The organism is Sulfuriferula multivorans (genome assembly GCF_003851125.1).
GTDB classification, from domain to species: Bacteria; Pseudomonadota; Gammaproteobacteria; order Burkholderiales; family Sulfuriferulaceae; genus Sulfuriferula; species Sulfuriferula multivorans.
The window spans coordinates 26,505-52,597 of sequence record NZ_BGOW01000026.1; the positions used below are offsets into that span (position 1 = coordinate 26,505).

The 26,093-nt window shown below is 55.3% G+C and carries 30 protein-coding genes; 17 read left to right on the top strand and 13 right to left on the bottom strand.

From position 1 onward, the window contains the following. Positions 1-52 precede the first annotated feature (52 nt). Positions 53-721, bottom strand: a complete 669-nt coding sequence (locus EI185_RS12510) for a hypothetical protein (protein WP_124705488.1) — start codon at positions 719-721, stop codon at positions 53-55. 270 nt (positions 722-991) lie between these two features. On the opposite strand from EI185_RS12510, the gene EI185_RS12515 reads away from it, so the two are divergent. The 7 genes from EI185_RS12515 (at position 992) to EI185_RS12545 (ending at position 6,864) form a co-directional block, all read left to right on the top strand. Further along, positions 992-1,324 carry a PepSY domain-containing protein gene (locus tag EI185_RS12515; RefSeq protein ID WP_124705489.1) on the top strand — a complete coding sequence of 111 codons (333 nt, stop codon included), beginning with the start codon at positions 992-994 and terminating at the stop codon, positions 1,322-1,324. 75 nt (positions 1,325-1,399) lie between these two features. Further along, positions 1,400-2,317, top strand: a complete 918-nt coding sequence (locus EI185_RS12520; protein WP_124705490.1) for an ABC transporter ATP-binding protein — start codon at positions 1,400-1,402, stop codon at positions 2,315-2,317. Beyond that, on the top strand, positions 2,314-3,066 hold the full coding sequence (locus EI185_RS12525; RefSeq protein WP_124705491.1) for an ABC transporter permease subunit: 753 nt from the start codon (positions 2,314-2,316) through the stop codon (positions 3,064-3,066). The genes EI185_RS12520 and EI185_RS12525 overlap by 4 nt, the downstream gene beginning before the upstream one ends. A 9-nt stretch (positions 3,067-3,075) precedes the next feature. Beyond that, entirely contained in the window at positions 3,076-3,600 is a 525-nt protein-coding gene (locus EI185_RS12530; RefSeq protein WP_124705492.1) for a hypothetical protein, read from the top strand. Positions 3,601-3,628: 28 nt separating this feature from the next. Beyond that, positions 3,629-4,291, top strand: a complete 663-nt coding sequence (locus EI185_RS12535; protein ID WP_124705493.1) for a response regulator — start codon at positions 3,629-3,631, stop codon at positions 4,289-4,291. Next, on the top strand, positions 4,288-5,595 hold the full coding sequence (locus tag EI185_RS12540) for an ATP-binding protein (protein ID WP_124705494.1): 1,308 nt from the start codon (positions 4,288-4,290) through the stop codon (positions 5,593-5,595). The genes EI185_RS12535 and EI185_RS12540 overlap by 4 nt, the downstream gene beginning before the upstream one ends. A 186-nt stretch (positions 5,596-5,781) precedes the next feature. Further along, on the top strand, positions 5,782-6,864 hold the full coding sequence (locus EI185_RS12545; RefSeq protein ID WP_189836396.1) for a glycosyltransferase family protein: 1,083 nt from the start codon (positions 5,782-5,784) through the stop codon (positions 6,862-6,864). A 170-nt stretch (positions 6,865-7,034) separates the two neighbouring features. Here the strand turns inward: EI185_RS12545 and katG are convergent, their stop codons facing one another. The 7 genes from katG to EI185_RS12580 all read right to left on the bottom strand — a co-directional run bounded on the left by katG (position 7,035) and on the right by EI185_RS12580 (position 14,320). Beyond that, entirely contained in the window at positions 7,035-9,209 is a 2,175-nt protein-coding gene (gene katG / locus EI185_RS12550) for a catalase/peroxidase HPI (RefSeq protein ID WP_124705495.1), read from the bottom strand. Positions 9,210-9,513: 304 nt separating this feature from the next. Next, a complete protein-coding gene (gene mepK / locus EI185_RS12555; RefSeq protein WP_124705496.1) occupies positions 9,514-10,068 on the bottom strand; it encodes a peptidoglycan L,D-endopeptidase MepK in 555 nt (184 codons plus the stop codon). Beyond that, positions 10,065-10,982: a L,D-transpeptidase family protein gene (locus tag EI185_RS12560; RefSeq protein ID WP_223247818.1), complete on the bottom strand. Its 918-nt coding sequence runs from the start codon at positions 10,980-10,982 to the stop codon at positions 10,065-10,067. Before EI185_RS12560 ends, mepK begins: the two co-directional genes overlap by 4 nt. A 421-nt stretch (positions 10,983-11,403) precedes the next feature. Further along, the gene (locus EI185_RS12565; protein WP_124705497.1) at positions 11,404-12,057 is read right to left on the bottom strand and encodes a YiaD family glycine zipper/OmpA-like lipoprotein; all 654 of its coding nucleotides are present in this window, start codon (positions 12,055-12,057) and stop codon (positions 11,404-11,406) included. Positions 12,058-12,247: 190 nt separating this feature from the next. Continuing rightward, positions 12,248-12,904 carry an OmpA family protein gene (locus EI185_RS12570; protein WP_124705498.1) on the bottom strand — a complete coding sequence of 219 codons (657 nt, stop codon included), beginning with the start codon at positions 12,902-12,904 and terminating at the stop codon, positions 12,248-12,250. Between the two features lie 419 nt (positions 12,905-13,323). Continuing rightward, on the bottom strand, positions 13,324-13,836 hold the full coding sequence (locus tag EI185_RS12575) for a DUF1269 domain-containing protein (protein WP_124705499.1): 513 nt from the start codon (positions 13,834-13,836) through the stop codon (positions 13,324-13,326). A gap of 118 nt (positions 13,837-13,954) precedes the next feature. Beyond that, positions 13,955-14,320 carry a hypothetical protein gene (locus tag EI185_RS12580; protein WP_124705500.1) on the bottom strand — a complete coding sequence of 122 codons (366 nt, stop codon included), beginning with the start codon at positions 14,318-14,320 and terminating at the stop codon, positions 13,955-13,957. Positions 14,321-14,569: 249 nt separating this feature from the next. Here EI185_RS12580 and EI185_RS12585 point away from each other — a divergent pair, with 249 nt between their 5' ends. The 6 genes from EI185_RS12585 to EI185_RS12610 all read left to right on the top strand — a co-directional run bounded on the left by EI185_RS12585 (position 14,570) and on the right by EI185_RS12610 (position 19,746). After that, a complete protein-coding gene (locus EI185_RS12585; protein ID WP_124705501.1) occupies positions 14,570-15,511 on the top strand; it encodes a hydrogen peroxide-inducible genes activator in 942 nt (313 codons plus the stop codon). Positions 15,512-15,627: 116 nt separating this feature from the next. After that, positions 15,628-16,101 (top strand): rubrerythrin family protein, encoded by a 474-nt coding sequence (locus EI185_RS12590; RefSeq protein WP_124705502.1) that lies wholly within the window; start codon positions 15,628-15,630, stop codon positions 16,099-16,101. Positions 16,102-16,141: 40 nt separating this feature from the next. Next, the gene (locus tag EI185_RS12595; protein WP_124705503.1) at positions 16,142-16,306 is read left to right on the top strand and encodes a rubredoxin; all 165 of its coding nucleotides are present in this window, start codon (positions 16,142-16,144) and stop codon (positions 16,304-16,306) included. A gap of 26 nt (positions 16,307-16,332) precedes the next feature. Continuing rightward, a complete protein-coding gene (locus EI185_RS12600; protein ID WP_124705504.1) occupies positions 16,333-17,478 on the top strand; it encodes an FAD-dependent oxidoreductase in 1,146 nt (381 codons plus the stop codon). A 15-nt stretch (positions 17,479-17,493) separates the two neighbouring features. Continuing rightward, positions 17,494-17,994 carry an HPF/RaiA family ribosome-associated protein gene (locus tag EI185_RS12605; protein ID WP_223247819.1) on the top strand — a complete coding sequence of 167 codons (501 nt, stop codon included), beginning with the start codon at positions 17,494-17,496 and terminating at the stop codon, positions 17,992-17,994. A gap of 84 nt (positions 17,995-18,078) precedes the next feature. Continuing rightward, positions 18,079-19,746 carry a bifunctional aminoglycoside phosphotransferase/ATP-binding protein gene (locus tag EI185_RS12610; protein WP_124705505.1) on the top strand — a complete coding sequence of 556 codons (1,668 nt, stop codon included), beginning with the start codon at positions 18,079-18,081 and terminating at the stop codon, positions 19,744-19,746. Positions 19,747-19,824: 78 nt separating this feature from the next. Here EI185_RS12610 and trxA read toward each other — a convergent pair whose 3' ends face one another. Further along, positions 19,825-20,196 carry a thioredoxin gene (trxA, locus tag EI185_RS12615; protein WP_124705506.1) on the bottom strand — a complete coding sequence of 124 codons (372 nt, stop codon included), beginning with the start codon at positions 20,194-20,196 and terminating at the stop codon, positions 19,825-19,827. A gap of 112 nt (positions 20,197-20,308) precedes the next feature. After that, positions 20,309-20,572 (bottom strand): hypothetical protein, encoded by a 264-nt coding sequence (locus tag EI185_RS12620; RefSeq protein WP_124705507.1) that lies wholly within the window; start codon positions 20,570-20,572, stop codon positions 20,309-20,311. 436 nt (positions 20,573-21,008) lie between these two features. On the opposite strand from EI185_RS12620, the gene msrP reads away from it, so the two are divergent. Beyond that, positions 21,009-21,941 carry a protein-methionine-sulfoxide reductase catalytic subunit MsrP gene (msrP, locus tag EI185_RS12625; protein ID WP_124705508.1) on the top strand — a complete coding sequence of 311 codons (933 nt, stop codon included), beginning with the start codon at positions 21,009-21,011 and terminating at the stop codon, positions 21,939-21,941. Between the two features lie 12 nt (positions 21,942-21,953). Continuing rightward, positions 21,954-22,598, top strand: a complete 645-nt coding sequence (gene msrQ / locus EI185_RS12630; protein ID WP_124705509.1) for a protein-methionine-sulfoxide reductase heme-binding subunit MsrQ — start codon at positions 21,954-21,956, stop codon at positions 22,596-22,598. 48 nt (positions 22,599-22,646) lie between these two features. Here msrQ and EI185_RS12635 read toward each other — a convergent pair whose 3' ends face one another. The 3 genes from EI185_RS12635 to lptM form a co-directional block, all read right to left on the bottom strand. Continuing rightward, positions 22,647-23,225, bottom strand: a complete 579-nt coding sequence (locus EI185_RS12635; RefSeq protein WP_124705510.1) for a histone — start codon at positions 23,223-23,225, stop codon at positions 22,647-22,649. 266 nt (positions 23,226-23,491) lie between these two features. Then, the gene (lysA, locus tag EI185_RS12640) at positions 23,492-24,736 is read right to left on the bottom strand and encodes a diaminopimelate decarboxylase (protein WP_124705511.1); all 1,245 of its coding nucleotides are present in this window, start codon (positions 24,734-24,736) and stop codon (positions 23,492-23,494) included. Next, positions 24,733-24,858 carry an LPS translocon maturation chaperone LptM gene (lptM, locus tag EI185_RS12645; protein WP_124705512.1) on the bottom strand — a complete coding sequence of 42 codons (126 nt, stop codon included), beginning with the start codon at positions 24,856-24,858 and terminating at the stop codon, positions 24,733-24,735. The genes lysA and lptM overlap by 4 nt, the downstream gene beginning before the upstream one ends. Positions 24,859-24,916: 58 nt before the next feature. On the opposite strand from lptM, the gene cyaY reads away from it, so the two are divergent. Both cyaY and EI185_RS12655 read left to right on the top strand, forming a co-directional pair. Beyond that, on the top strand, positions 24,917-25,231 hold the full coding sequence (gene cyaY, locus EI185_RS12650) for an iron donor protein CyaY (protein WP_124705513.1): 315 nt from the start codon (positions 24,917-24,919) through the stop codon (positions 25,229-25,231). A gap of 40 nt (positions 25,232-25,271) precedes the next feature. Continuing rightward, entirely contained in the window at positions 25,272-25,856 is a 585-nt protein-coding gene (locus EI185_RS12655; RefSeq protein ID WP_124705514.1) for a MarR family winged helix-turn-helix transcriptional regulator, read from the top strand. Positions 25,857-26,093: the final 237 nt, after the last annotated feature.

Sequence of the window (26,093 nt, forward strand, 5' to 3'; positions counted from 1 at the left end):
GATACGAGTTTTTACTTACGTCTCTGCGGGCTATGACTTCTGTATCGAGGCGCTAAACATCGGGAATAATCGCTTGATACATGCACCGACAGAATCGAGCATCGCAGTCTGGTAGTGGTAACTCTGGCACTTCTTCAATGCTATAAATCTTCTTGAACTGCTTTATTCTCCCGCAGTCACCCCCGTCTCCGGTGGGGACTATCTTGACTTGTTTAACAAAGCCCAGTTTCTTCAAGCGAAGAAGCTGCTTCTTTCGGGATACTCGATGAAACGCGTCAAGGTGCATACATTCGAGAGAGGCTTTTGGTTCGATCACCTTAAATGCTGAAGTATCAAAATACTCAATGAACTTCTTTGAGTATTTCATCCTAGTATTCAAGCCCAACGCTTTTTTTTCTTCGACCGTTAAAAAAGTATCGCCTTCAAACGCTACTCTTGTATTGGTTCGACCAAATGGGATAGCCCCACCTTTGAGTTTCGCAATAAGCTCAGGAATCTTTTCTGCCCTGAAAAAACCAGATGTAATGATGCTTGCTTCAAGCAGTTTAATAATTTCTTCATTAGATTGACGCTCTAGCTCGACTTCCTGCTCAGTCATCGGAATGCCGAAGCCCGCTTCAATACCACCCTTAGATCTTATTGGCGGCTTTGCTCTTCTTCTGATCAAGAAAAAGGCTATGGTTACAAGCGTAAGCAGTGTGAATATTAGTAGGAATGTCATGGCTCTATTTTGTGGCCCAACAGTTATTAGGCGGATGCGGTCGCCCGGACGTTTTTAAAACTACGAATATGCATCATGCCATTGTATTTTGTTGATACACAATGGTTTTTATGGTCAGCCGTCCGCCGCCGAGACATGCTTAATCGGATGGTTAAGCAGTCTTTCAAAAAATGTTACATACGTTAAGTCTGCCTTAAGTTGTCCGGTTCAGAATGCAATCTCGGTAAGGCAATCTCGCCTGGCCGCATTGATTGGATCAGGAGCAATATCATGAGTAAGCAAGCATTTAAAAGCGTTCGTAGTCCTCACTTCGTTTCCATTGTAATCGCTGCCGCGCTGTTAGGCGGCGTCGTTTCCGCGCAGGCTTATACAGGTGAGAAATTGGCCCACAATGCCAAAGTCACCATGGCCGAGGCACGCACCATTGCCCTCAAGGCACACCCCGGCAAGATTACTGACGAGGAGCTGGAAAAGGAAAATGGCGGCAGCGGATTGCGCTATTCGTTTGATATCCGTCAGGGTAAAGTTACCCATGAGGTCGGCGTGGATGCGCAATCCGGCAAGGTGCTGGAAAACAAGGAAGAAGGCCCTAACCCCGACTAAATAAACGCGGCCTGCTCAGCCCCGCCCTTGGCGGGGTTTTTGCGTTGGATTGGTTTCAATTTTCAGGAGGGGAAAATGCTGATCGAAGTCGCGGATTTGAAGTTGTCGATACACGCCAATCCAGTTCTTAACGGCGTACGTTTAACCATGCAAGAGGGTGAAATTTACGGCTTGCTCGGCCCTAACGGGGCAGGCAAGAGCACGACGCTATCAGTATTGACCGGTCTGCGTGCGGCAGATTCCGGAAAGGTCAATGTGCTGGGCCTGGCTCCGATGCAGCAAAAGCGGGAATTGCACGGAAAACTCGGAGTGTTGGCTGAGGATTCTGGGTTCTATGGCTGGATGAGCGCACACGGCTACTTGCATTGGATGGCCCGGCTATATGGCCGCGAATTGAGCGCGGTTGAAATGGCGCGGCGCCTGGAGCAGGTCGGTCTGAACGCGGCAAACCGGCAGGCGATAAAAACATATTCGCGCGGCATGAAACAGCGCCTGGGGTTGGCGCGAGCGCTGCTCAATGATCCACAATTATTGATTCTGGACGAGCCCACCAACGGACTCGACCCGCGCGGCCGGCGCGAAATCCACGACGTGTTGCTGGAATTGAGTCGCGAGCACGGCGTGGGCATTCTGCTGTGCACGCATCTTCTGGACGACGTTGATCGCCTGTGCAGTCGCATTGGCATTATCAACCAGGGTAAAACCCTGCTCGAAGGGGTGCTGGCCGAACTGCTGGCGGATAAGACCGGTGCCAACCGTTACCGTCTGCGGGTGGCTGCGTCCAGCGCCACGTCAGGCACGTTACCGCAGGGGGTGAAACTGCTGGCGCAGGAGGGCGGATGGCTGCACCTGGACATCGCACCGGGCGTTCATCCCGACGCGGCGTGGCGGGAGCTGTTCGCGCTGGGCTGGGGCATTACCGAGATTCGCAGCGAGGGTGGCGGGCTGGAGGAGCTTTATCTGAACATCACGGAAACGGAGGTGGTGGCATGAATCCGATTATCTTGATCGCCAGCAAGGAAAGCGGCGAATTATTGGGCAGCGGGCGGGGTTTGGGTTGGCTGCTGGCACTCTCCGTCATTCTCTCGGTGCTCGCGTTATTGCTGGTGAGCAACACCGAATTGAGCCTGCTGGATAATGCGCAAGTGGTGTACATGGTGATGGGCACGATCACCGCATTGGGCGGATTGCTGGCGCTGGTGCTCGGCAGCGACGCCATCGCCGGCGAAAAGGAGCGCGGCACACTGATTCCGCTGCTGCTTACCCCGCTTACCACGACGCAAATGGTGTTGGGCAAAATGGGCGGACAGGTGGTTGCGTGGGTATTGATGTACGCGCTGAGCCTGCCTTACCTGTGGGCGGTGGGCAGCAGCGGTCAGAACCTGGTGCAGGCGATCGCTTATCTGGCGTTGTTCGGTACGCCGGTGGTACTGGGTTTTGGTTTTTACGCGATTGGCTTGTCGGCGCGCTTCGGTAATGTGCGTACGGCGCTTCTCGCCGCCCTCATTACGCTGATGTTGCTGGCAAGCCCGTTGTTGATTGGGCCCAGCTTGCGGCAAAGCACGCTGGGCAAGCTGTTCGACATGGTTAATCCGTTCTCCGCCGCGCTCAACACCTTCGACAGTGTGGTGATCGACTCGCAGCCGTTCAGCATGCAACTGGGTCGCTTTTCAGTAACGCTCATCTGGCTTGCGCTGACATTGTGGTTCGCCCGGCGCAGCGCTCAGGCCATGGAAATCTAGGAGACTGTCATGAAACGTATCATGTCATTATTTGTACTGCTGGGAGCGTTGTTGGGAGCCGGTTCGGCCTGGGCCGATGCACCGGTGCAAATCACCCTGACGCCCGATTCCCATAACCCGGCGCAACCGAAAATGGGTGACTGGCTTAAGTTCCACAGTGTGATCAAGAATACCAGTAGCCAGCCTGTTTCAGGACTGGTGGTATGGATCAGCCTGGTGCAGGTCGACCCGGGCAAGGAACAGCCGGTGGATTTGGAAGACTGGAGCGCGCACAAGGCCGCGCTGCAGCCCAGCCTCGCACCGGGACAAAGTTTCAGCGTCGACTGGCCGATACGTTTAATCCAGGCGGGCAATTACCGCGTGGTGATCAGCGCTGCGGAACGCACTGCCAGCACGCTTCTGGCCAGCCCATTCGCCGACTTTCACGTCGAACGCAAGCCCACCATTGAATCCAAACGGATTCTACCCGTGGCTCTGGGTATGCCGTTGCTGATCGCAGCCTTTACCGCTAGGCGTTTGCGGAGACGGATGTGATGGCTCAAGCGCTGGGAAAGGAAAATCAATGAGAATACTGCTGGTGGAAGACGACGCGATGATCGGCGAAAGCGTCGAGGAAGGTCTGCACGGCGAAAATTACGCCGTGGACTGGGTGCGCGACGGGCGCGGTGCGGAGCTGGCGCTGGGCAATCAGGTATACGACCTGGTGCTGCTGGATCTGGGGCTGCCGAAAAAGCAGGGGCTGGAGGTGCTGGCAGATTACCGCAAGCGCGGCGGCGCAGCGCCGGTGCTGATCCTGACCGCGCGCGATGCTACCCCGGATCGGGTCAAGGGCCTGGACGCAGGCGCGGACGATTACCTGGTCAAGCCGTTCGATCTGGACGAGTTGTTCGCGCGCGTGCGCGCCTTGTTGCGCCGTCACGCGGGGCGCGCCCAGCCGGGCATCAGCCATGCCGGACTCACCCTCGACCCGGCCAGCCACGAGGCCAGTTTTCAAGGCCAGCCGCTGACCTTGTCGGCGCGTGAATTCGCGCTGTTGCAGGCATTGCTCGACCCGCCCGGCCGGGTGTTGTCGCTGGCGCAACTGGAGGAAAAACTCTACGGCTGGAATGAGGAAATCGAGAGCAACGCGGTGGAGGTGTATATCCATCGCCTGCGCAAAAAACTCGGTGCCGATTTCATCCGCAATGTGCGCGGCGTCGGCTACAAAGTGGCCAACCCGGCATGAGGCCATTACGCCAGCAGTTGCTGATCTGGTTGTTGGGCGGGATGCTGGTCAGCTCGCTGCTGGCCGGAGTAGCGCTGTATGTGCAGGTACACGAGGAAGCCAACGAGTTGTTTGATTATCAACTCAAGCAGATGGCTGCTTCACTGCCCGCGCAACTCACGTTACCCACGCCACCAATATGGGGCCCGGACCCCGAGGAAGATCAGGATATCGTGATGCAAGTGTGGGACCGCAACGGACAGCCGTTGTATGCCTCCAATCGGGCGCTTGCATTGCCGCGCTATCTGCCCAACGGGTTTCATACGGTGACGACACGGGATGAGCAGTGGCGCGTTTACGCGATTACACGGCATGACCATATTATCCAGGTAGCGCAGCCCACTTCTGTGCGCCAGGAACTGGCCGCCGGGCTGGCCGCGCGCTCGCTGTTGCCGTTCGCCGTTTTGATTCCGGCGCTGGCACTGCTGATATGGGTGGCGGTGGGGCGGAGTCTGGCGCCGCTGCAGCGTGTCGCCGATGCGTTGCGGCGACGTAGCCCCGATGCCATGCAGGCGCTGCCAAACGACAATCTCCCGCCTGAAATACGCCCCCTGGTGGACGCCTTGAACAGTCTGCTGGAACGCCTAGATGAGGCACTTGCCACCCAGCGCGCATTTGTCGCCGATGCGGCGCATGAACTGCGCACGCCGCTCGCCGCGTTAAAGCTGCAACTGCAACTGGCCGAGCGCGCCAACACCCCGGCTGTGCGCGCAGCCGCCATCGCCAAACTGCATGAACGTCTGGATCGCGCCACCCATCTGGTCGCGCAACTGCTCACATTGGCACGTCAGGAACCGCGCATGGCGACGCGCAAGTTCGCGGCGGTGAATCTGGCTGAACTTGCCCGGCAAGTGGTTGCCGACCGCAGCCCGCTGGCGGAGCGCCGCAATATTGATCTGGGTGTCGCCGCGGATGCCGTAGAGGTGAGTACGCAGGGGGACGTCGACAGCTTGCGCATCCTGCTCGGCAATCTGGTGGACAACGCCATCCGCTACACGCCGCCGGGCGGCCGGGTGGATGTGAATGTGCAGAGCGTGAACGGCCAACCTGTGCTCAGCGTGCTGGATAACGGGCCGGGCATTCCCATCGAAGAGCGCGAACGCGTGTTCGACCGCTTTTACCGGCGCGAAGGCAGCGGTGTGACCGGCAGCGGGCTGGGGCTGGCGATTGTGCAAAACATTGCTGAACAACACGGTGCGGTGGTGGTGCTTACCGATAACCCGGAAGGTGCTGGGCTGCGGGTCGAGGTGCGTTTTCCGGGATAAAATTGCGCATTATCACAATGCGCCCCGAACATGCCATCCTTAAAATTGCAATTCAAGCCACAGAGATCACAGAGATAAAGCGGGTTCCACATGTTTTTCGGTTCGTTTGGAGGGCGAAACCAATATTGACTGCAACCCGTCGTTTTTTCTCTGTGTTCTCTGTGGCGACCTGGTTTTTTCAAATTCATGCATATTTGGTTCGATATTTCTTTCCATGGCTACGGCCATTTATCGCAGGCCGCCGAGGTCATCAACGCTTGCGCGATACAGCACCCCGATCTGCGGCTGACGGTGAAATGCGCCGCGCCGCGTGCAGTCATCGCGCGTCGCATACGTGCGCCCTTTATCCACATCCAGTCTGCCAGCGACGTTACCATGGCGATGGTCAGTGCGGTGGAAGTGGACGCAGACGCCAGCGCGCGCGGCTATCAGGCATTTCATCGTGACTGGGCACGGCATGTGGCGGATTACACCGCGCTGTTGCGCCATGCTGTGCCCGACGTGGTGCTCGCCAACGTCGCCTACCTGCCGCTGGCAGCGGCTAAACGCGCAGGCATCCCTGCTGCCGGGCTGTGCTCGCTCAACTGGGCGGACATCTATGCGCATTACTGCGGCGGGCGTCCCGAAGCCGCTGAAATACTGGGTGAGATGCGCGCTGCCTACGCCGGGGCGGAGCGCTTCATCCGCCTCGAACCTGCCATGCCCATGCATGACCTGCCGAACCGTGTCGCTGTGGGTCCGGTGGCCCAATACGGGCAATCGCAGCGGGCGCATATCAACGGGCAATTGGGGTTGAATCCAGATGAAAAACTGGTGCTGGTGAATATGGGCGGCATGCATTTCAGGCCGCCAATGGAATCCTGGCCGCGCCTGCCCGGGGTGACATGGCTGGTGCAGCAGGATTGGCGCGTGCAGCATGCCGACGCGCATGCCTTCGAACCGCTGGGCATGGCGTTTGTCGATTTGCTGGCGTCGTGCGATGCGGTAATCGGTAAACCGGGCTATGGGCTGTTCACCGAAGCGGCGGTCAATGGCGTGCCGTTGCTCTACCTGAGCCGCGAAGACTGGCCGGAAGAATCGTATCTGGTTGGCTGGCTGGTACGAAATGGTCGCTGTCTGGAGGTGTCGGCAGCGGCCATCGCCAGCGGTGAGCTAGAGAGTGACCTGGCTGCGCTATGGGCGCAACCGTCCCCGCCACCGGTGCGGTCGAACGGGGCGCAGCAGGTGGTTAAAATTATCGCGGAGATGTTGCAAAATCCGGCCGTTTGAAACGCCATCGCCCCGGCTGCATGGCGCAGGCCGGGGCGATGGTTTGCATCAGTATAAAATTACGCGACCTTGCCGATGATTGCGCCGAGGTCGATGCTCAGTCCGTCGGCAACCCAGCTACCGTAATCCGGATCTGCCTTGTAGCGGTGTCCGAGCTGGCGCACCCGGGATCACGCGAGATCGAAGCGATCGAGGTTCATCACTTTGTTCCAGGCCGCTACAAAATCATGGACGAATTTCTCCTGTGCGTCCGAACTGCCATAGGCTTCAGCCAAAGCCCGCAGCTGAGAATTCGAACCGAAGACCAGGTCGATGCGGGTGCCGGTCCACTTGCGTTCGCCCGTTACGCGGTCGATCCCTTCAAACACGTCTTCAGCATCCGGCACCGGTTTCCAGCTTGTGCCCATGTCGAGCAGGTTGACGAAGAAGTCGTTGGTGAGCGCCCCCGGCTGTTTGGTGAAGACACCGTGTTGGGACTGTCCGAAGTTGGCATTCAGGGCGCGCATGCCACCCACCAGCACCGTCATCTCGGGTGCGGTGAGCGTCAGCAACTGCGCCTTGTCGAGCAGCAGCTCCTCGGCCGAGATGGAGTACTTGGCCTTCTGGTAGTTGCGGAAGCCGTCCGCGATCGGTTCGAGCACGGCGAAGGCGTCCACGTCGGTCTGTTCCTGCGATGCGTCCATGCGGCCCGGCGTGAAGGGAACCGTCACGGCGTGACCGGCATTCTTCGCCGCCGCTTCGACACCGGCGCAACCGGCCAGCACGACCAGGTCGGCCAGCGAGACCTTCTTGCCGCCCGCGTTGAACTCACGCTGGATGGATTCGAGCTTGCCAAGCACCTTGGCCAGTTGCGTCGGCTGGTTGGCTTCCCAGTCCTTCTGCGGCGCGAGACGAATGCGCGCGCCGTTGGCGCCGCCGCGCTTGTCGGAACCGCGGAACGTGGACGCCGAGGCCCAGGCGGTCGAGACCAGATCGGAAACGCTTAGCCCGGACGCCAGCACCTTGGCCTTGAGGGCGGCGGCGTCCTGGTCGTCGATCAAGGCATGATCGACGGTGGGGATGGGGTCTTGCCAGACCAGCTCTTCGGCAGGCACTTCGGGGCCGAGATAGCGCGAACGCGGACCCATGTCGCGGTGGGTCAGCTTGAACCAGGCGCGGGCGAAGGCGTCGGCAAATTCTGCCGGGTTCTGGTGGAAGCGCCGTGCAATCGGTTCATAGATCGGATCCATGCGCATTGCCATGTCCGCAGCAGTCATGATGATCTGGACCCGCTTCGACGGATCGTCGGCGGCCGGCGCCTGGTTGCTGTCGGTCTCCCGCTTCGGCGTCCACTGCCAGGCGCCCGCCGGGCTTTTCTCCACGACCCACTCGTTGCCGAACAGCATGTCGAGATAGCTCATGTCCCATTGGGTCGGGGTTGGTGTCCACGAACCTTCCAGTCCGCTGCCGATCTGGTCGCCGCCCTTGCCGCTTTTGAAGCTGCTCTTCCAGCCCAGGCCCATCTGCTCGATGGGCGCGGCTTCGGGCGCCGGTCCCACATGCGTGGCCGGACCGGCGCCGTGGCATTTGCCGAAGGTGTGGCCGCCGCAGGTGAGCGCCACTGTCTCCTCGTCGTTCATCGCCATGCGTGCGAAGGTCTCGCGCACGTCCCGACCTGACCCGAGCGGATCCGGGTTGCCGCCCGGACCTTCCGGGTTGACATAAATCAGGCCCATCTGCACGGCAGCAAGCGGGTTTTCGAGGTCGCGTTCGCCGAAATAGCGCGTTTTGTCGTCCAGCCACTTATCTTCATTGCCCCAGTAGACGTCGATCTCCGGTGCCCAGATGTCTTCGCGTCCGCCGGCGAAACCGAAGGTCTTGAAGCCCATCGATTCCATGGCGACGTTACCCGTGAGAACGATGAGGTCGGCCCAGGAGATTTTCTTGCCGTACTTCTGCTTGATCGGCCAAAGCAACCTGCGCGCCTTGTCGAGGTTGACGTTGTCGGGCCAGCTGTTGACGGGTGCAAAACGCTGGTTGCCATGCCCTGCGCCGCCACGTCCGTCGCCGGTGCGGTAAGTCCCGGCACTGTGCCACGCCATGCGAATGAAAAAAGGGCCGTAGTGACCGTAATCCGCCGGCCACCAGTCCTGCGAATCGGTCATCAGGGCGGTGAGATCCTTCTTCACGGCCGCAAGATCGAGCTTCTTGAATTCCTCGGCGTAGTTGTAGTCCTCGCCCATCGGGCTGGACTCGGGCGTATGCTGGCGCAGGATTTCGAGGCGCAACTGGTTCGGCCACCAATCATGGTTCGTCTTTCCAGTGCCGGCAGTGTGATGGAATGGGCATTTCGCTTCGGTTGTCATGTGTTTCTCCATGGACAGTTTGAATTTAACGACTCGGTTCGATTTGGAGTCCGGCTACGATCTTATGACACGCGAGTTACCGTGAAAGTGCTGTAGGTACACCTGCACAGTCTTCATTCAAGACCACGCAACATCATTTAACCAATTGTTTATTTCAAACCATGCAATTGAAATTTACTATTGCTGTTTGTTTTATCAGGAGGCAAGACGGCTATGCGCGCTTCGGCCGCTGGGAGATTGAAGTAAAGCGTCATTAATCGCAGCTGATGGTTTTCCCATCAAATATTCACTTTTCCGGAGATTCTCAACCCTGCCACTGGCGAGTTCTGCCCACATCCACGTGGACAAAATCGGAGTTGGGATAATAGCCCACGCCGCCGCCTCGCAGCATGAGTGCTGCGCGGCGCACCTGGATAAGTTCCCGACCGGGAACACGAATATCGGTGGCCTTGCCATCCAGATGCATGCTGTGTTTGGCTACCCCATTGCTGCGTGCTGCGAGCATGGCATTGGTGGCGGGAGAGCGGTAGCCGGAAATAATATGGAAAGGCTGACGGGCATCAATCACAGTGTTTAAGCGGTACAGCAAATCAAGCAGCTCGGGAGCCATGATCTTGGTCTCATCATTGCGGAAATCACGCAGAATGTGGTTGATGTCGTTCAGCGCCTGGGGGATGTAACCGCCTTCTGCCCAGTAGACGGTCTGGAGGTTTTCCCCGGTATGAATATTATAAAAAGCCAATGATCGTTCCGGCGCTAGAACACCGCTCAGTGTTGCGCGAGCGGGAGAGGAGGCCAGTCCTGCCGCGGCAGCCAGCACCCCCAGTTTTAGAAATTTACGGCGGTTTGAGTCTTTCATGGCGTATCTCCATTTTGAACCGGGGCTGGTAACTCAACTTCGCGGGCCAGCCCTTCTCTCAGTCGAATCGTGTAGCCTACCTTATGCCAATCTATCAGGTTACTCAACCCTTGGGCCCGTGCTAAATTTTCCACAAGAGAGACCGGATCCATGCCTTTTTTATAAATGTCGCGGTTCACTTCCAGAAAAATGCGGCCATCCTCAAGTTGCGTCAGCAGTACAGGAGCATAAATGATCTTGCCGGACTGACCGCTGCTTACCTGTTGAAAAAGCGTTGCGATGTCATCCTGGTTCAAGCGGATGCAACCGTGACTCTGGAAATGGTAAATGCTGGCTGGCGCAATGGTGCCGTGAATACCAATTCCCGGAAGGGTCAGGCCAATCCAGTATTTGCCGAGCGGGTTGTCTGGCCCCGGCGGTACCTCGGTTTTTACAGCTTTACCTTCCCGTAGCATCTCCGCCTGGATCGACTTGGGTACATGCCATGTCTTGTTTTCCTGCAGATTGACCGTGAAGAAGGGGCCTGTCGGTGTTGGCCAGTCCGGGCGCCCCAACCCAACCGGATAATGGGCCACCAGCCTGCCCGCCTGAAAATAATACAGCATGCGCTGCGGCAGGTTGATCAGTATGCCTTCCTCCAGTTGTTCCGGGACGATGTGACGGTTATCTATCTGCAATAATTGGCCTGGATATAGCCTGGTGCTGGATTTCATGTCATTCATCCGCGCAAGAACGGACTGATCGATGCCAAAGCGGGCGCCAATGCGGGTCAGTGAATCGCCGGGCTGTACGACATATTCAAACTGCTCCCCTGTAAGCGGAGGAGGGAACGCCGTCATATCCTGTGCTTTAGCGACAGAAATCCAGACCACGAACACTCCCAATGCGAACTTCATTAGGGCCTGGCTATTCATATTTCTCCATCATCTTTCCACTATCTCCGCTCACTGAAGCAACCGCGTCACCAGGACATTGCCCCAGTTATGCAAAAGCATATCTCCGGCGTGTTGGGTTGAGGGTAGTCGTTAAATTTGTTTTTCGGTGCTGTGCTTGGCTTGGTCGCGCCGGGAGTGACGCCAGGATTAGCTGAATCCCCATATTGCGGGAGTGAGATACAAACTGACGATGCCGCGCTTCTGGCAACAAACTGCGGATCAATCGACGGCATGGAAAGAGCCCATCTTTGCCCGCAATGATGGGTGTTCCGCCTGGTTTATGGTTGAACTCTCATTCCGAGCCTGTTTTATTGAGCGGACGATATGTTGGGCACTGGCGTTACTAAATTTAATTGCAAAAAGAAAGCCGCGCAGCCAGTTCGCTGCGCGGAAAGGCTGATTATCTCTGCTGTTCGGCCACAAAAATTTCTACGCGGCGATTTTTGGCTCGCCCTGCTTCGGTGCTGTTTGAAGCGACTGGCTCGTGAGAACCGCGTCCGTCTACAGTGAAACGACCTGATGCCACGCCTCGGGTGACCAGATAGTCACGGGTTCGGGCGGCACGTTCAACGGATAAAGGATCATTGATCGAGTCGCTGCCGGTACTGTCGGTATGGCCGACGATGGTCACCAGCGTAACAGGATTCTCAACCAGACTTGCCGCAAATTTATCCAGAACAGGCCGGAAATTGGGTTTGATGTCTGCCCGGTTGGTATCAAATGAAATATCGCTAGGAATCTCGAGTTTTAGCCGGTTATCCGCGGTCTGGCTGACTTGTACACCGGTTCCCTGGGTGGCTTGTTCCATTGCCCGTTTCTGATTTTCCATTTTATTGGACCAGATATTGCCGGCAACTGCGCCCGCTACACCGCCCAGTGCTGCTCCGGCGGCAGTACGTCGTCCACCGCCGCCGCCTGTGGCCGCCCCAATGACGGCACCGACACCAGCGCCTATGCCCGCACCCGTAGCTGTGCCACGCTGGGTTGGCGTCATGTCCGCACAGCCGGATATCACAAATACTGTTGCTATAGCGCTTACAGTTAGCTTATGCATAGTGATTCCTTAGTGAATTGAACCTCTGGAAATACTTACAAGCACCTTGAATTTATGCCTTGAGTTGGTAACCATGGAAACTTGAAATGCCCTGGCTGAAACAATATAAACGGATAGAGGGGTAGATACCTGCTGCTAAAGAAGAAACAAGCAGCAGGTAGACTTGTGGCGAATAATTTGCGGTTGCAGATTATTTGGTTGCGGTTACTTCTATGTCAACGCGGCGGTCGGGCTGCAGGCAGGCGATGAGTTTAGGGCTCTTGCGGCCGACACATTCGCCTGGTTTGGTAACTGGCTCGGTCTCGCCCACGCCTTTAGCGGTAATCTTGTCAGCAGGAACGCCTTTGCTTACCAGATAGTCTTTTACTGAATCAGCACGGCGTACCGACAGCTTCTGGTTGTAGGCATGGCTGCCAATACGATCGGCATGGCCGACTACATGAACTTCATCGTATTGGGCGGATTCGAGATCGCGCACGAAATCGTCGAGGGTGGTCTTGCCTTTAGGTTTCAAAGTTGCCTTGTTAAAATCGAACAACGCATCGGCTGACAAGCTTACTTTTTGAACCGTAACGGGCACAGGCGCTGGTGCCGGTGCCGGCTCTTGAGCTGCCATCGCAGGTTCGGGTTTTGGCTCTTCTTTCTTCACCAGATTCGGGTCGCATTCAGCGGTCGCCATTGCAGGAGTCCAGTAACCGGTACGCCAGCACTCGCCGTAGTTATCTTTTACGACTTTGCCGTTAGTGTCGACCAGATATCCGTAGTTGGTCGGATTCGCCGCCAGAGCCATGCTAGGTAATAATGCAGCAGCAATGCTCGCGATAATCAATTTTTTTGTTGCAGTCATGTTTGCTTCTCCCACCGGTTTAAAAGATATTGACCTCAGCCATTTTAGGAAATGGCACCATTGCTTTTACTTGCAGTCACGTATTATGAGATTTAATTAACTAAAATAAAACTCGTTTAAATACGATGATTTAGTATACGCCAAAATTTTTCGATTGCTCTGTGCGCTATCGAACATTACGAAATCCAGAAATTTCCGGGCTGTCGGGCATCGTTTGGCTGTAAACGCATTCCCGTCGTCATCTACTTCCATTCAGGCTTAAGTGCGATATGTTGATGAATTAATTCAACCAAACTGCTTTCTGAAGCGAAACGGACTGTCGGTCAGATCGGATCGCAATTATCACAGTTTAGTAGTGAAGAGTTTAGAGTCAAGCAGAGTTATGAGAACAGAATGGACTGGCCATTTCTCCATTGGCACTATACGGATTGTATTGCTCCGGTTTCGGATACGGAATTTTTAATCATCTCTTTTGCAATCTCGGTTTGCGCCTCAGTGGTGGCATGAACAATGAGGACCGTATGTCCGCTATTGAGTGCGCTTTTCACCAGATCCGCAAATCGGCCTTCTTTGACGCCGGCTCCCACAGATGCTCCCGCGATAGCTCCAACGCTCGCACCCCAGCCAATTATGGTGAGCGGACCGAGCAAGGGGCTGGCGAGAAAAAGGCTTATATTCGCAGCTGCCAGGGCCGCAACTCCCAAGGCACCGACACCGCCCCCGACGACCGTTCCGATGGCGCCGTCTTTGACTACCTCTTGCAGAACTTCATTACCCTCAGGCTCTATTTTCTCGTCTCCAGCAGATTCTGTGGGGAGCAGGATATCTGTTTGCTCAAGCTGGAAGCCCCGTTCAATTAAAAGTGCGCGTGTATTTTCTGCAGTAGATTTGTTGCTATAAATCCCAGCAACTTTATGTACGTATTTATTCATGAGGTATTTCCTGACGAGATTTTAAAGAATATTTGGGAAGTTGCGCATGGAAAAAATACATAACTACTGTTGATTTCCCTTACTGTCCGGATGCAGCAGATGGGGTGGGCTGACGGGATCAAAATCCACCCATTCGCCATTGCGCCATTGCCCCCTCCGTTTTTTCAATATCCTGCGCGCCGGCGCGTTCCAAACTTTGAACTACCCGATCCTCGGCGTTACAGGGCTCTTCGACCCTGATGGCAACGATTACGCCTGAAGCGCGAGTGGGAAGGTCTGATGGATGGGGGTTATCAGTTTCGTCATCCATGCCCTGCAATGAACCTGTGTAAGCTCCGACGACCGCTCCGGTTGCAACGGCGGCGGGTCCTGCATAAAACGTACAAATGTCTTGCTTGCTCATGCGCGCGATATTCAATAGGGCCTGAGCGGAGTATTCAGCTTTACCCCAGGCATCAAAGCGACCTGACAGAATAGTTTCCATATTCGATTCCTTCGTTGAGGTTGTTGTTGAACATTAAGTATGCTTCCACTCAGGCCTGCACGAAGAGTGGACATTGAATTGAATGAATACAATATACCCACCTGACGCGAGGCTCTGTGCGGCCTCGCACAGAGCACTTAGTGAAGCTTGGTTATTCTTTTATAAGCCTGGGTTGGGCAAAAATGGCGGGAATGGCATCGGACAGGATGTCGTTTCGATTCCAGATATGCTTGGGTTACACTCCTCAGTATGACTCTCACTGAATTGCGTTACATCGTCGCCGTTGCGCGCGCGCGCCATTTTGGGCACGCAGCGGAGGCGTGCTTTGTGTCTCAGCCCACGTTGAGCGTTGGCGTCAAAAAGCTGGAGGACGAGCTGGGCGTGACGTTGTTTGAACGGGGTAACAACGAGGTGACAGTGACCCCGGCCGGCATGCGTATTGTCGAGCAGGCGGCGCATATTCTGGAACTGGCCGGCGATCTCAAGGCGCTGGCGCAGCAGAGCAAGGATCCGCTGGTGGGGGCGTTGCGGCTGGGCGCAATTTACACCATTGCGCCCTATCTGTTGCCGCAGCTGATTCCCCAGTTGCACGCGTTGGCACCGCAGATGCCGCTGCTGCTGGAAGAGAACTTTACCGCCAAGCTGGTAGAGAAGCTCAAGCGGGGCGAGCTGGATGCGATCATTATTTCGCTGCCGTTCGACGAACCCGGCATTGAAACCCAGATGCTCTATACGGAACCGTTTCAAGTGGCGCTCCCGGCGGATCATGCATGGTGTGCGAAATCCGTCATTCATGCAGACGAATTGATTCAAGAGAGTCTGCTGCTGCTGAGCTCGGGGCATTGCTTCCGCGATCAGGTGCTGAAGGTGTGCCCGGCGCTTAACCGCACGGCAGCCGCGCCGGGCAGCATGCAGAAAACCCTGGAATCAAGCAGTCTGGAAACCATACGTCACATGGTGGCTTCCGGGGCGGGGATTACGGTGATGCCGTGCACGGCGGTGCCGACCGGGGCGGCGGAGCAGGGACTGCTGGCGTTCCGGCCGTTTTCCGACCCCGCGCCGGACCGGCCGGTAGCCCTGGCCTGGCGCAAAAGCTTTACCCGCCCGCAGGCGCTGGAGGCGGTGCGCCAGGCGGTGCTGCGAAGCGACTTGCCGTGCGTGCAGAAGCATCTGTCACCTGTTATAGAGTAATAGCCTTTATCTATCTATCAAATAATAACAATCAATTAGATTAATCTATCGCATCTCCGTAACATGTGAAGCGTGGGGTGAACGCCCCGCCTGACCCAAACTAAAGGAGATGCAAAATGAAATATCCCGAATCCGTTACCGTCAAAAACATCGAGTCCGCCTTTGCGGGTGAATCGATGGCTTATATCAAATACATGTACTTCGCTAAAATGTGCCGCGCCGCGGGTGACGAGGCTTCTGCCAAAGTATTCGAGGAAACCGCCACACAAGAAGTACAGCATGCCTTCGGCCACCTTGATCTGCTTTATCCAAAGACCGAGATGACGCCGACGCGCTGCCTGGAAATGGCGATCGAGGGCGAAACCTACGAGTACACCGAAATGTATCCCAACTTTCGTCATGCGGCAGTCGAAGAAGGCAACCACGCCGCAGTAGCGGAAATGGACGAGCAGATCGCCGAATCCAGGGAACACGCAGCGCGCTTCCAGGCAATTCTGGAAAAAGCGGCGAAACGTTTCGCGGCGCTCGCCAAAGTGGAAGAAAAACACGCCAATCATTATCGCGACACGCTCGCACAAGTGACAGCGTAAGGCACTTAAGTTAATCAATCTTTGAATTCAGGAGAACAAAATGCAAGTATGGACATGTATCGTATGCGGTTTTATTTATGACGAAGCGGTCGGTTTGCCGGAGGAAGGAATTGCCGCCGGGACACGCTGGCAGGACATTCCCGAGGACTGGGCCTGTCCCGACTGCGGTGTCGCCAAGGCCGATTTTGAAATGGTGGCAGTCTAGGAAAGCACTTGGCAAAGGAAAAACATATGGAACCCATCGTCATTATTGGCAGCGGCCTCGCGGGTTACACGCTGGCGCGCGAGTTGCGCAAGCTGGACCAGACCGTGCCGCTGGTCATCATCACTGCGGATGATGGACGCTATTACAGCAAGCCGCTGCTCTCCAATGCACTGGCGCAGGGTAAAACGGCCGATCAGCTGGCCGGTGCCTTTGCTCCGGCGATGGCGGAGCAGCTCAACGCTGAAGTGCTGGTGTTTAGCCGGGTTGAGGAAATTGATCCGGTGGCTCGCAGCGTGCGCGTCGCGCAGCGCATCATCGCCTACAGCAAGCTGGTGCTGGCGCTGGGTGCCGATCCGGTGCGGCCCCTACTGGCGGGGGATGCAACGGATAGCGTGCTGTCAGTCAATGATTTGATGGACTATGCGCGTTTTCGCGAGCGTATCACCGGTGCCAGGCGTGTGACGATACTGGGCGGCGGGCTGATCGGTTGTGAGTTTGCCAATGACCTGTCGCACGCAGGCCATCAGGTGGATATCGTTCATCCGGCCCTGTACCCGCTGGATCGGCTGCTCCCCGAAGCTGCAGCTCAGGATTTGCAGCGCGGGCTGGCTGGGGTGGGGGTGACCTGGCATCTCGGGCATACCGCCACAGCAGTTAATCGTGCGGTGGCAGGCTATGCGGTAACCCTGGACGATGGTGCGGTAATCGCCACCGATGCTGTACTTGCCGCAATCGGCCTGCGCCCGCGCGTGACGCTGGCGCAAGCGGCCGGCATCCGCGCGGCGCGCGGAATTCAGGTTAACCGTCTGCTCGAGACCAGCGTAGCGGATGTGTATGCGCTGGGCGATTGCGCCGAGGTGGCGGGCCATGTGCTGCCCTATGTCATGCCGCTCATGGCGCAGGCCCGAGCGCTGGCTGCCACGCTCGCAGGCACGCCGACCGAGGTGGTGTATCCCGCCATGCCGGTTATTGTGAAAACGCCGGCCTGTCCCGTAGCGGTCGCCACCGTTGCAGGTGAGGCGACCGGAAGCTGGCAGGTAGCCTGCGGGGAAGAAGGCGTGTGCGCCCTGTATCAGGATGAGGGGCAAGGCCTGCTTGGCTTCGCCTTGACAGGTAAACAGGCCGGTCAGCGTCAGGCATTGGCCAAACGGCTACCGGCATTACTGCCCTGATACTGATGTTTGTGCGTGATTGATTCTTCAAGACTGCCACGGCGGCATTCCAGGTCTATGATGAATAGTGAGGTGTTCTCTTTTAGCCAGCCAGCCAGCCAGGAAGGATCAATCATGCAAATACCCCTGCAAATTACAATACGCGACATGCCAGCCTCAGCAGTTCTGGAAGAGCATATCCGCGATAAAGCTGCCAAGCTTGAACAATTTTATCCAGCGCTGATCGGTTGTCGTGTGGTGGTGGAGTTGCCCCATAAACATAAACAGCATGGCAAACTGTTCAACGTGCGCATAGATCTGACAGTGCCGGGAAGCGAAATAGCCATCAACCGGGATCAAAGCGAAGACGTTTACGTTGCGTTACGTGACGCATTTGATGCAGCCAATCGCAAGCTGGAAGATTATGGCCGACGCCAGCGGGGTGATGTAAAAACCCATGAAAACCGAACCGGTGAAGCAGAGCCGGCCGGTGCGGAGGATCCCGAGCAAGTTACCGGAATTCCACCATTGCAATAAAATAATAGTGCACGCATGCTATGGATTGATAATGATTTTTTAGAGCGTGCTGCCTGCTTGCGACAGCAATTTAAGCCCTAGCCAATGCCTGAACAAGCTCAATCCAACCCCTTGGAACTGACGCCCGCCGCACAGGCACAATTGGTGGCGTCCTTACGCGAACCTGGATGTTATCTACATTCTGCCTCCCCTATAGAAACACTTGAAACACACATTTCACATGTGCTGCTGGTAGACGAGTACGCATACAAAATCAAGAAACCGCTCGATCTTGGCTTTCTCGACTTTACTACCCTTGATCAACGGCGTTTCTATTGCACAGAAGAGGTGCGTCTAAACCGTCGCTTGGCGCCGGATATTTATCTCAATGTAGTTCCCATTGGCGGTAGCGTTGCTGTGCCACAGCTGGGCATGGAACCGGCCATCGAGTATGCGGTAAAAATGCGCCGCTTTGGCCAGGAAGGGCTATTCGATGCGATGTTGGCGCGGGGCGAACTGACCTCGGCGCATATGGATGAATTGGCGCTACTGATTGCGGATTTTCACTCTCGCCTGCCGGCAGCGGACCAGGATAGTCCGTATGGCTCGCCGGAGAATATCATGGCACCGGCGCACCAGAACTTTGACCAGTTGCGCCCATTGCTGAGGCGTCCCGATCAGCAAGCAAGCCTGGACGCGATTCAGGCCGCGACCGAATCCGCGTATGCGCAACTTCAGCAAACCTTTGTCGAGCGTCAGCGTTCAGGTTGGGTGCGCGAGTGCCACGGCGATTTGCATCTGGGCAACATTGCACTGGTCGATGACCGCATTACCGTGTTCGACTGCATCGAATTTAACCCAAACCTGCGCTGGATCGACGTAATGAGCGAAGTTGCCTTTCTGGTCATGGATCTTATTGTGCGCAATCAGAAGGCGCTGGCATACCGCTTTGTCAATGCGTATCTTGTCCAAAGTGGTGACTATGCGGGGATGGCAGTCCTCCGTTTTTATCTCGCTTACCGCGCCATGGTGCGTGCCAAGGTGCACGGCCTGCGCGCACGTCAACCTGGTGCGGGAAAAGCCGAAAAAAAGCGTGCGCTACGCGACTGCCTGCGTTATTTGAAGTTGGCACTGACGTTTTTTAATTCGGACCGACCGGCGCTCATCATCAATCATGGTTTGTCCGGTAGTGGCAAGACTGTGTTCTCGCAATCTGCGTTGGAAACCCTGGGTGCCGTGTGCGTTCGCTCCGACGTAGAGCGCAAGCGCCTGCACCATCTGCCAGCCAATGCGCGCACCGGTTCCGGGGTGGAGAGCGATCTGTATTCCCGCGCCGCGACACGTGCCACGTATCAGCATCTGGTGGAACTGGCGCGATCCATTGTGACGGCAGGTTTTCCGGTAATTGTGGATGCTACTTTCATTGCGCGCTGGCAGCGTGATCAATTCCACGCGTTGGCACGGACACTGTGTGTGCCGTTTGTCATCGTTGACTATCGCGCCAGCATATCCACCCTGCGCTTGAGGGTGCAGATGCGGGAAAGACTGGGGACAGACGCCTCAGAGGCAGGTCTGGCGGTACTTGAGAAACAACTCGAAACAGAGCAGCGACTGAGCGCGGATGAGCGGAGCTGGGTAATGCGTTTCAATTCTGAGCGTGCACTCGATCCCCGGCGTCTGCATCGAACATGGCAACGCCTGGCGCATAAAATCGTCAAGATGGCTGCGCACAAGGGTGATCCACAGGCTGAATGCAATGCAGATCGTTGCTAGGTTAAGAGGAAAGAGATGTGTGCAGGCCGCAGGGGACCGGAAACCGTTTTTCAGCCTCCCAGGGACTGAATTTGTGGCTCAGGCCTGTCCCGCTTGCTCTTCGGCAATTTCCTTGTGTACCTGCACCATATCCAATTCGCGCACTTTGGCAATCAAGTCTTCCAGGGCTGAAGCCGGCAGGGAGCCAGGCTGCGAGTAGATGATGACCTTTTCACGGAACACCATCAAGGTTGGGATGGAGCGAATCTGAAAGCTGCCGGCAATAGCCTGTTCGACCTCGGTATTCACTTTGGCGAAGATAATGTCGGGATGGTTTTCGGAAACCTGGTCATAGGTTGGTGCGAAGGCGCGGCAAGGGCCGCACCAGGGCGCCCAGAAATCAATGATGACAAAATCGTTTTCCAGGACGGTAGATTCGAAATTTTCCTGGGTAAGGTCGAGGGTGGACATACAAAACTCCAGACAGCGGTGAAAGTTAAAGCGTAATGGGCTACGGTCAGCCGAATCATTATGCGTTATTAAATATTAGCATGTTCGTGTTGTACTCGTCCCGGTGCGCCAGCTATTTAACCAGCAGAGCATTCTCCATGTTTCGCATGGGCGGTATCTGATTACGGCGCATGGCTTGCCTGGGCTGGGCGAGACTAGTTTTAACTTCAATGCGTTGTACTGCCTGAATGATCTGTGTGGACAGCACGCGCGCCTGCTGCGCAGTGAGTGTCAATACGCAATTATCCGGGGTCAGGGTGATGACCACGCGATCTTCGCTGTTCGTCTGCTCGGATACGCTAACGATTACTGCCTGCCTGTTATCTAGTGCTATCACGATGTTATCTCCCGCTTGATGAATGGTTTTTGCCTGACTCTTGCACAATGCGTGCCAATCGGGCGTTGAGCATGACAACCATTAAAGCAGGTGAACTTGAAGTAACGATGACATACGAAAAATCAGGGATTCAAACGAGATATCAACAACGCTGCCGAGAACCCGACACATCCAATAGAATTTATCAGTAGTCATGGGCTTGGGTTGGAACAAAATTGGGCATAGTTGAATCTGTTTATCCGAAGGAAGTCGTAGTTACTACTCGGACAGGCCGTTTGCATGAAATCACTGAATGCATAGCAGAAATCTGTAAGGTTTTGCTGGGAACGACGACCAAGCGCATGTAAGCTCAGAATGCGTTCGTGGCAGAATCTGTGGCATGGCAAAAGAGCTGTTGAGGTATCAGGCCACACCATCCCAAACAAAAGGTGCTCCTATGTTGATAAAGAAAGCCGATGTGTTAAAAGCAGCTGATGTTACTCCGTATGAAATTTATCTGCAGCGTCGTGATTTTCTGCGCGCTGGATCAGCCTTGGCGGTAAGCGCGTTGTTGCCCGGCGTAGCTGAGGCCACCACCCGGCTGTCGGGCATAGTGAGCAGTCCTTACAGTACCAGCGAGGAAAAAACGCCATATAAGGACGTCACCACTTACAACAATTATTATGAATTCGGCACCGATAAATCCGACCCTGCCGAAAATGCCCAGGGCCTGCGCACTCGTCCGTGGACCATTTCGGTGGAAGGCGCGGTCAAGCGTCCAAAGGTCTGGGATATTGACGCTTTGTTAAAAGCATTTCCCATTGAGGAACGCATCTACCGCCTGCGCTGTGTAGAGGGGTGGTCGATGGTGATCCCCTGGGAGGGTTTCGCGCTCGCCAACCTGATTCGTCAGGTCGAGCCAACCGGTAGTGCCCGATATGTGGAGTTCACTACCCTGCACGATCCGGCGCAAATGCCCGGTCAGCGTTCCAGCGTACTGAACTGGCCATACACCGAGGGTTTACGTCTGGATGAAGCCATGCACCCGCTGACTATTCTTGCAGTGGGCCTGTATGGACAAACCCTGCCCAACCAGAATGGTGCGCCGGTACGGCTGGTTGTGCCATGGAAATATGGTTTCAAAAGCGCCAAATCGATTGTGCGTATCCGCTTTGTCGAACAGCAGCCGAAAACTGCCTGGGGGCGTGCGGCGCCCAGTGAATATGGATTCTATTCCAATGTTAATCCCCAGGTAGATCATCCGCGCTGGAGCCAGGCCAGGGAGCGCCGCATCGGCGAGTTTTTCAAGCGCAAGACCGAGATGTTCAATGGTTACGGTGAGCAGGTTGCGCAGCTGTATCAGGGCATGGATTTGCGCAAGAACTTTTAGGAATGCGGCTGTATGAGAAACGTTTTACTAAACCCGTCAGCGCGTCAGATTATTATTGCGAAGGCGACGCTCTTTATAGTCGGGCTTTTACCACTGGCTCGACTGGTGTGGCTGGGAGTCAATGATGGATTAGGTGCCAACCCGATCGAATTTATTACCCATTTCACAGGAACCTGGACCTTGGTTGGCTTGCTGACTACCCTTTCCATTACACCGTTACGTAAAATCTCCGGCTGGAACTGGCTGATTCGCTTGCGCCGGATGTTGGGCCTGTTCGCGTTTTTTTATGCCTGCCTGCACTTTACAACGTACATCTGGCTGGATCAGTTCTTCGACATGCAGATGGTTGTGAAAGATGTCATCAAGCGTCCGTTTATCACCGTAGGATTTCTTGCTTTTGTGTTATTGATACCGCTCGCGCTAACGTCCACCAATGCCATGATGAAACGTCTGGGCGGGAAAAAATGGCAAAGACTACACCGGCTGATATATGCCATTGCCGTGCTTGGAGTCGTGCATTACTGGTGGCTGGTAAAAAAAGATATTACCCAACCATTGATCTATGCATTGGTGTTGGCGGTACTGCTCGGGATTCGATTGGTATTTAAAGCGCAGATCCGCATCCCGGTGGTCATGCCAAAACACAATCCTGAGTAGGAATAAAAAGGGCGGGGATTACCCCCGCCCAAGTTTTTGCAGTTGTGTTTAAGAACCCGTTGGGCCGAGAGGTTTCGGCGCCATGACGGGTGCCAACGCTGGGGCTGACTTCACAACAGGTTTCTTTGCCGCAACTTTATTAGCTGCTGGTTTAGCGACAGCTTTTTTCGCTGCGGGTTTGGCCGCAACTTTTTTGGCTGCTGGTTTAGCGACAGCTTTTTTCGCTACGGGTTTGGCCGCAACTTTTTTGGCTGCTGGTTTAGCGACAGCTTTTTTCGCTGCGGGTTTGGCCGCAACTTTTTTGGCTGCTGGTTTAGCGACAGCTTTTTTCGCTACGGGTTTGGCCACGGCTTTTTTAGCTGCTGGTTTAGCGACAGCTTTTTTCGCTGCGGGTTTGGCCACGGCTTTTTTAGCTGCTGGTTTAGCGACAGCTTTTTTCGCTACGGGTTTGGCCGCAACTTTTTTAGCTGCTGGTTTAGCGACAGCCTTTTTAGCTGCGGGTTTGGCCACGGCTTTTTTAGCTGCTGGTTTAGCTACAACCTTTTTTGCTGCGGGCTTTGCCGCCGCTTTGGCGGGCGCCGCCTTTTTGACTGCGGGCTTGGTACTACTCTTTGCAGTTGTTGCCATCACTATTTCTCCTCTAAAAGTTAAACAACTGAGTTGCCACTTCGTGCAGAGTTATGCAAATGCACTTCCAAGACGTTGGGCATTTACGACTTATCCGGCTCTCAACTCCCGAAAAAAACATTGCAAATGGGTGATGATCGCGCTTCTCCGCTTGGTGCCGCTAATTCTAGAACAGTTTTTTTTTAAATGCGCAACATAGATAGCAAAAATTGAAAATATTTTTTGCAAATATGGTATCGAATCAAAACAATAGCGGTTCGCTACAATCAGGGTAGGGGGTGTTCGAGGGAGAATAAATCTTCAATTCTTTCGCGTTCACGGATCAGGAAGCTTTCCTGCCCCCTGACCAGAACTTCGGCAGCCCGGGCGCGTGAATTGTAGTTGGAGCTCATGGACATGCCGTAGGCTCCGGCAGAAAGTATGGCGAGCAGGTCACCCTGGCGCAGATTGAGACGGCGTTCATGACCGAGGAAGTCACCGCTCTCGCACACCGGGCCAACCACCTCATATACCTCACCATTGCCGTCGCGGGGTACGACTGGCACGATGTTATGGTGCGCGTCGTAGAGTGCGGGACGCATCAGGTCATTCATTGCCGCGTCGACGATGGCAAAGTTTTTTTCCATGCCGTGCTTGATATATTCCACACGGGTCAACAACAAGCCTGCATTGCCGACCAAAGCTCGCCCCGGTTCCAGCAGGATGGTGTGTGCACGGCCTTTCAGCTTATCGAGCAAGGCAGCGATATAGTCCGCCACCGGCGGCGGTGTCTCATCCTGATAACGAATGCCGAGACCGCCGCCGAGATCGAGATGATGCAGCTCAATGCCTTCAGCTTCCAGCGCATCCACGAGTGTCAGTACGCGATCCAGGGCATCCGCAAACGGGCGCGTCTCGGTGAGTTGTGACCCAATATGGCAATCGATGCCTTTAATTTTCAGGTTCGGCAAAGAGGCTGCCAGGCGATACAAACGGAGTGCGTCTTCATGAGCCACGCCAAACTTGTTACCCTTAAGGCCGGTGGAAATATACGGATGGGTATTGGCATCCACGTCCGGATTGACGCGCAAGCTTACCGGCGCAATCTTGCTCATCGCACCGGCCACCTCATTGAGACGCTGCAGTTCGGCTTCGGATTCCACGTTAAAACATAAAATCCCGCAGTCCAGCCCCAGGCGCATTTCGTCTGCTGTTTTGCCCACGCCGGAAAATACCACTTTGCCCGGATTGCCACCGGCCGCCATGACGCGCTGCAATTCACCTCCCGAGACAATATCGAACCCGGCCCCCAAGTTCGCGAACAGACGCAGAATGGCGAGGTTCGGATTGGCCTTCATCGCATAACAGATCAGATGGTCGCGACCTTGCAACGCGTGTTCAAAAGCTTGAAATGCCTGTGTCAGCGCTGCGTGCGAATACACATAGCAGGGTGTAGCGTAGGTCTCGGCAATGGTTACCAGGTCGGCTGACTCAATGTGGAGATGATTGTGTTGCAGCGAGAGTGGGTTCATTTAGCAGCGGGTTGCGTAGTCGCGGGTTTTTCGGGAAGATATAAAGCGCCTTTCGTGCCGCACGCTGACAGCATCAGCAGCAACAAACAGGCCGCGCAATAGGATAAGGTGCGGTGTCGCATGGGAGCCTTTCAAGGTGGGCGGGAACGCCTGTTCATAAATTACGCAGCGCATTTTACCATGACCGAAACTGAATACCGCCAACTGGCTGATGCCGCCTTTGCCCATATCGAATCGGTGCTGGAGCATGCCGATAATGACCTGGATTATGAATTGGCTGCCGGCGAGGTACTGGAAATCGAATTCGACAACGGCAGCAAGATCATTATCAACCGCCAGGGTGCAAACCAGGAAATCTGGGTTGCTGCCAAATCGGGAGGGTTCCACTACCGCTGGCAGGACAATGCCTGGCGTAACACGCGTGACGGTAGCGAACTGATGCAGACGCTGGCCAGCTTGATAGCACAGCAAGGTGGCGGCGAAATTTCTTTTTAATTGATTTGAAAAAATAGTATGGTGGCGATACTATCTTGTCATGGATAAAAGCGCCGCACAATTTTTTGACCTGATTGATCGTCTGGGTAATCTGGTGCGCGTTAATTTGCGCGCAGCAGGCGGTCAACATGGCCTGCAACCCGTGCACCTGCAGGCGCTGGTTTATCTGGCTATTGCTAACCGATACAGCAATACGCCTCAAGCATTGACCGAATACCTGGGCCTTACTAAAGGCACAGTGTCGCAAAGCTTGCTGTTATTACATCGGCGCGGGCTGATAGAACGCCAGGGTGATACGGATGACAAACGTCTGGTGCGCCTCGCACTCAGTGAATCCGGCGCACAGCTATTAAAGGACATTCAGCTTTTACCAGACTGGGCCCAAGTCATTACTCGCATAGCCCCGCAACGCAGCAAGATTGCCCTGGCAGTACTCAAGGAGTTGTTGCTCGCGCTACAACTCGGTGCAGGAAACCGCAGTTTTGGTGTATGCAATACATGCCAACACAATTTGCATGAAGGCCCGCGTAGTTACCGCTGCGGTCTGACTGAAGAAAAATTGAGTTTGCATGATACACGGATGATTTGTCGGGAGCACCAACCCAGGCAGAAGTCGCGGCGTTAAGCGTACCGATAAAAACTTAAAACCCAGAAAACTCGGTAGCTCGCTCTCCCCAGGGCATCACTCCCAGAATTAGTTGCGCTGTTCACTATCTTCCCGTACCTGCCGAAAAAGATTCCCCATATATAGCCAAGGGCGATTAATTTGCCATTTTGCCAAAGGCTTGCATTGACACAAGGCCTATTATTTAGCAGTTTTAAGCATAACCCGCGTTGCTATTTAGTGACACCTTGAATTCTT

Excerpts from the sequence above, each read along its gene's own strand:
- EI185_RS12510 (WP_124705488.1), bottom strand. The coding sequence starts at position 721 with ATGACATTCCTACTAATATTCACACTGCTTACGCTTGTAACCATAGCC.
- EI185_RS12515 (WP_124705489.1), top strand. The coding sequence starts at position 992 with ATGAGTAAGCAAGCATTTAAAAGCGTTCGTAGTCCTCACTTCGTTTCC.
- EI185_RS12520 (WP_124705490.1), top strand. The coding sequence starts at position 1,400 with ATGCTGATCGAAGTCGCGGATTTGAAGTTGTCGATACACGCCAATCCA.
- EI185_RS12525 (WP_124705491.1), top strand. The coding sequence starts at position 2,314 with ATGAATCCGATTATCTTGATCGCCAGCAAGGAAAGCGGCGAATTATTG.
- EI185_RS12530 (WP_124705492.1), top strand. The coding sequence starts at position 3,076 with ATGAAACGTATCATGTCATTATTTGTACTGCTGGGAGCGTTGTTGGGA.
- EI185_RS12535 (WP_124705493.1), top strand. The coding sequence starts at position 3,629 with ATGAGAATACTGCTGGTGGAAGACGACGCGATGATCGGCGAAAGCGTC.
- EI185_RS12540 (WP_124705494.1), top strand. The coding sequence starts at position 4,288 with ATGAGGCCATTACGCCAGCAGTTGCTGATCTGGTTGTTGGGCGGGATG.
- EI185_RS12545 (WP_189836396.1), top strand. The coding sequence starts at position 5,782 with ATGCATATTTGGTTCGATATTTCTTTCCATGGCTACGGCCATTTATCG.
- katG (WP_124705495.1), bottom strand. The coding sequence starts at position 9,209 with ATGACAACCGAAGCGAAATGCCCATTCCATCACACTGCCGGCACTGGA.
- mepK (WP_124705496.1), bottom strand. The coding sequence starts at position 10,068 with ATGAAAGACTCAAACCGCCGTAAATTTCTAAAACTGGGGGTGCTGGCT.
- EI185_RS12560 (WP_223247818.1), bottom strand. The coding sequence starts at position 10,982 with ATGAATAGCCAGGCCCTAATGAAGTTCGCATTGGGAGTGTTCGTGGTC.
- EI185_RS12565 (WP_124705497.1), bottom strand. The coding sequence starts at position 12,057 with ATGCATAAGCTAACTGTAAGCGCTATAGCAACAGTATTTGTGATATCC.
- EI185_RS12570 (WP_124705498.1), bottom strand. The coding sequence starts at position 12,904 with ATGACTGCAACAAAAAAATTGATTATCGCGAGCATTGCTGCTGCATTA.
- EI185_RS12575 (WP_124705499.1), bottom strand. The coding sequence starts at position 13,836 with ATGAATAAATACGTACATAAAGTTGCTGGGATTTATAGCAACAAATCT.
- EI185_RS12580 (WP_124705500.1), bottom strand. The coding sequence starts at position 14,320 with ATGGAAACTATTCTGTCAGGTCGCTTTGATGCCTGGGGTAAAGCTGAA.
- EI185_RS12585 (WP_124705501.1), top strand. The coding sequence starts at position 14,570 with ATGACTCTCACTGAATTGCGTTACATCGTCGCCGTTGCGCGCGCGCGC.
- EI185_RS12590 (WP_124705502.1), top strand. The coding sequence starts at position 15,628 with ATGAAATATCCCGAATCCGTTACCGTCAAAAACATCGAGTCCGCCTTT.
- EI185_RS12595 (WP_124705503.1), top strand. The coding sequence starts at position 16,142 with ATGCAAGTATGGACATGTATCGTATGCGGTTTTATTTATGACGAAGCG.
- EI185_RS12600 (WP_124705504.1), top strand. The coding sequence starts at position 16,333 with ATGGAACCCATCGTCATTATTGGCAGCGGCCTCGCGGGTTACACGCTG.
- EI185_RS12610 (WP_124705505.1), top strand. The coding sequence starts at position 18,079 with ATGCCTGAACAAGCTCAATCCAACCCCTTGGAACTGACGCCCGCCGCA.
- trxA (WP_124705506.1), bottom strand. The coding sequence starts at position 20,196 with ATGTCCACCCTCGACCTTACCCAGGAAAATTTCGAATCTACCGTCCTG.
- msrP (WP_124705508.1), top strand. The coding sequence starts at position 21,009 with ATGTTGATAAAGAAAGCCGATGTGTTAAAAGCAGCTGATGTTACTCCG.
- msrQ (WP_124705509.1), top strand. The coding sequence starts at position 21,954 with ATGAGAAACGTTTTACTAAACCCGTCAGCGCGTCAGATTATTATTGCG.
- EI185_RS12635 (WP_124705510.1), bottom strand. The coding sequence starts at position 23,225 with ATGGCAACAACTGCAAAGAGTAGTACCAAGCCCGCAGTCAAAAAGGCG.
- lysA (WP_124705511.1), bottom strand. The coding sequence starts at position 24,736 with ATGAACCCACTCTCGCTGCAACACAATCATCTCCACATTGAGTCAGCC.
- lptM (WP_124705512.1), bottom strand. The coding sequence starts at position 24,858 with ATGCGACACCGCACCTTATCCTATTGCGCGGCCTGTTTGTTGCTGCTG.
- cyaY (WP_124705513.1), top strand. The coding sequence starts at position 24,917 with ATGACCGAAACTGAATACCGCCAACTGGCTGATGCCGCCTTTGCCCAT.
- EI185_RS12655 (WP_124705514.1), top strand. The coding sequence starts at position 25,272 with ATGGATAAAAGCGCCGCACAATTTTTTGACCTGATTGATCGTCTGGGT.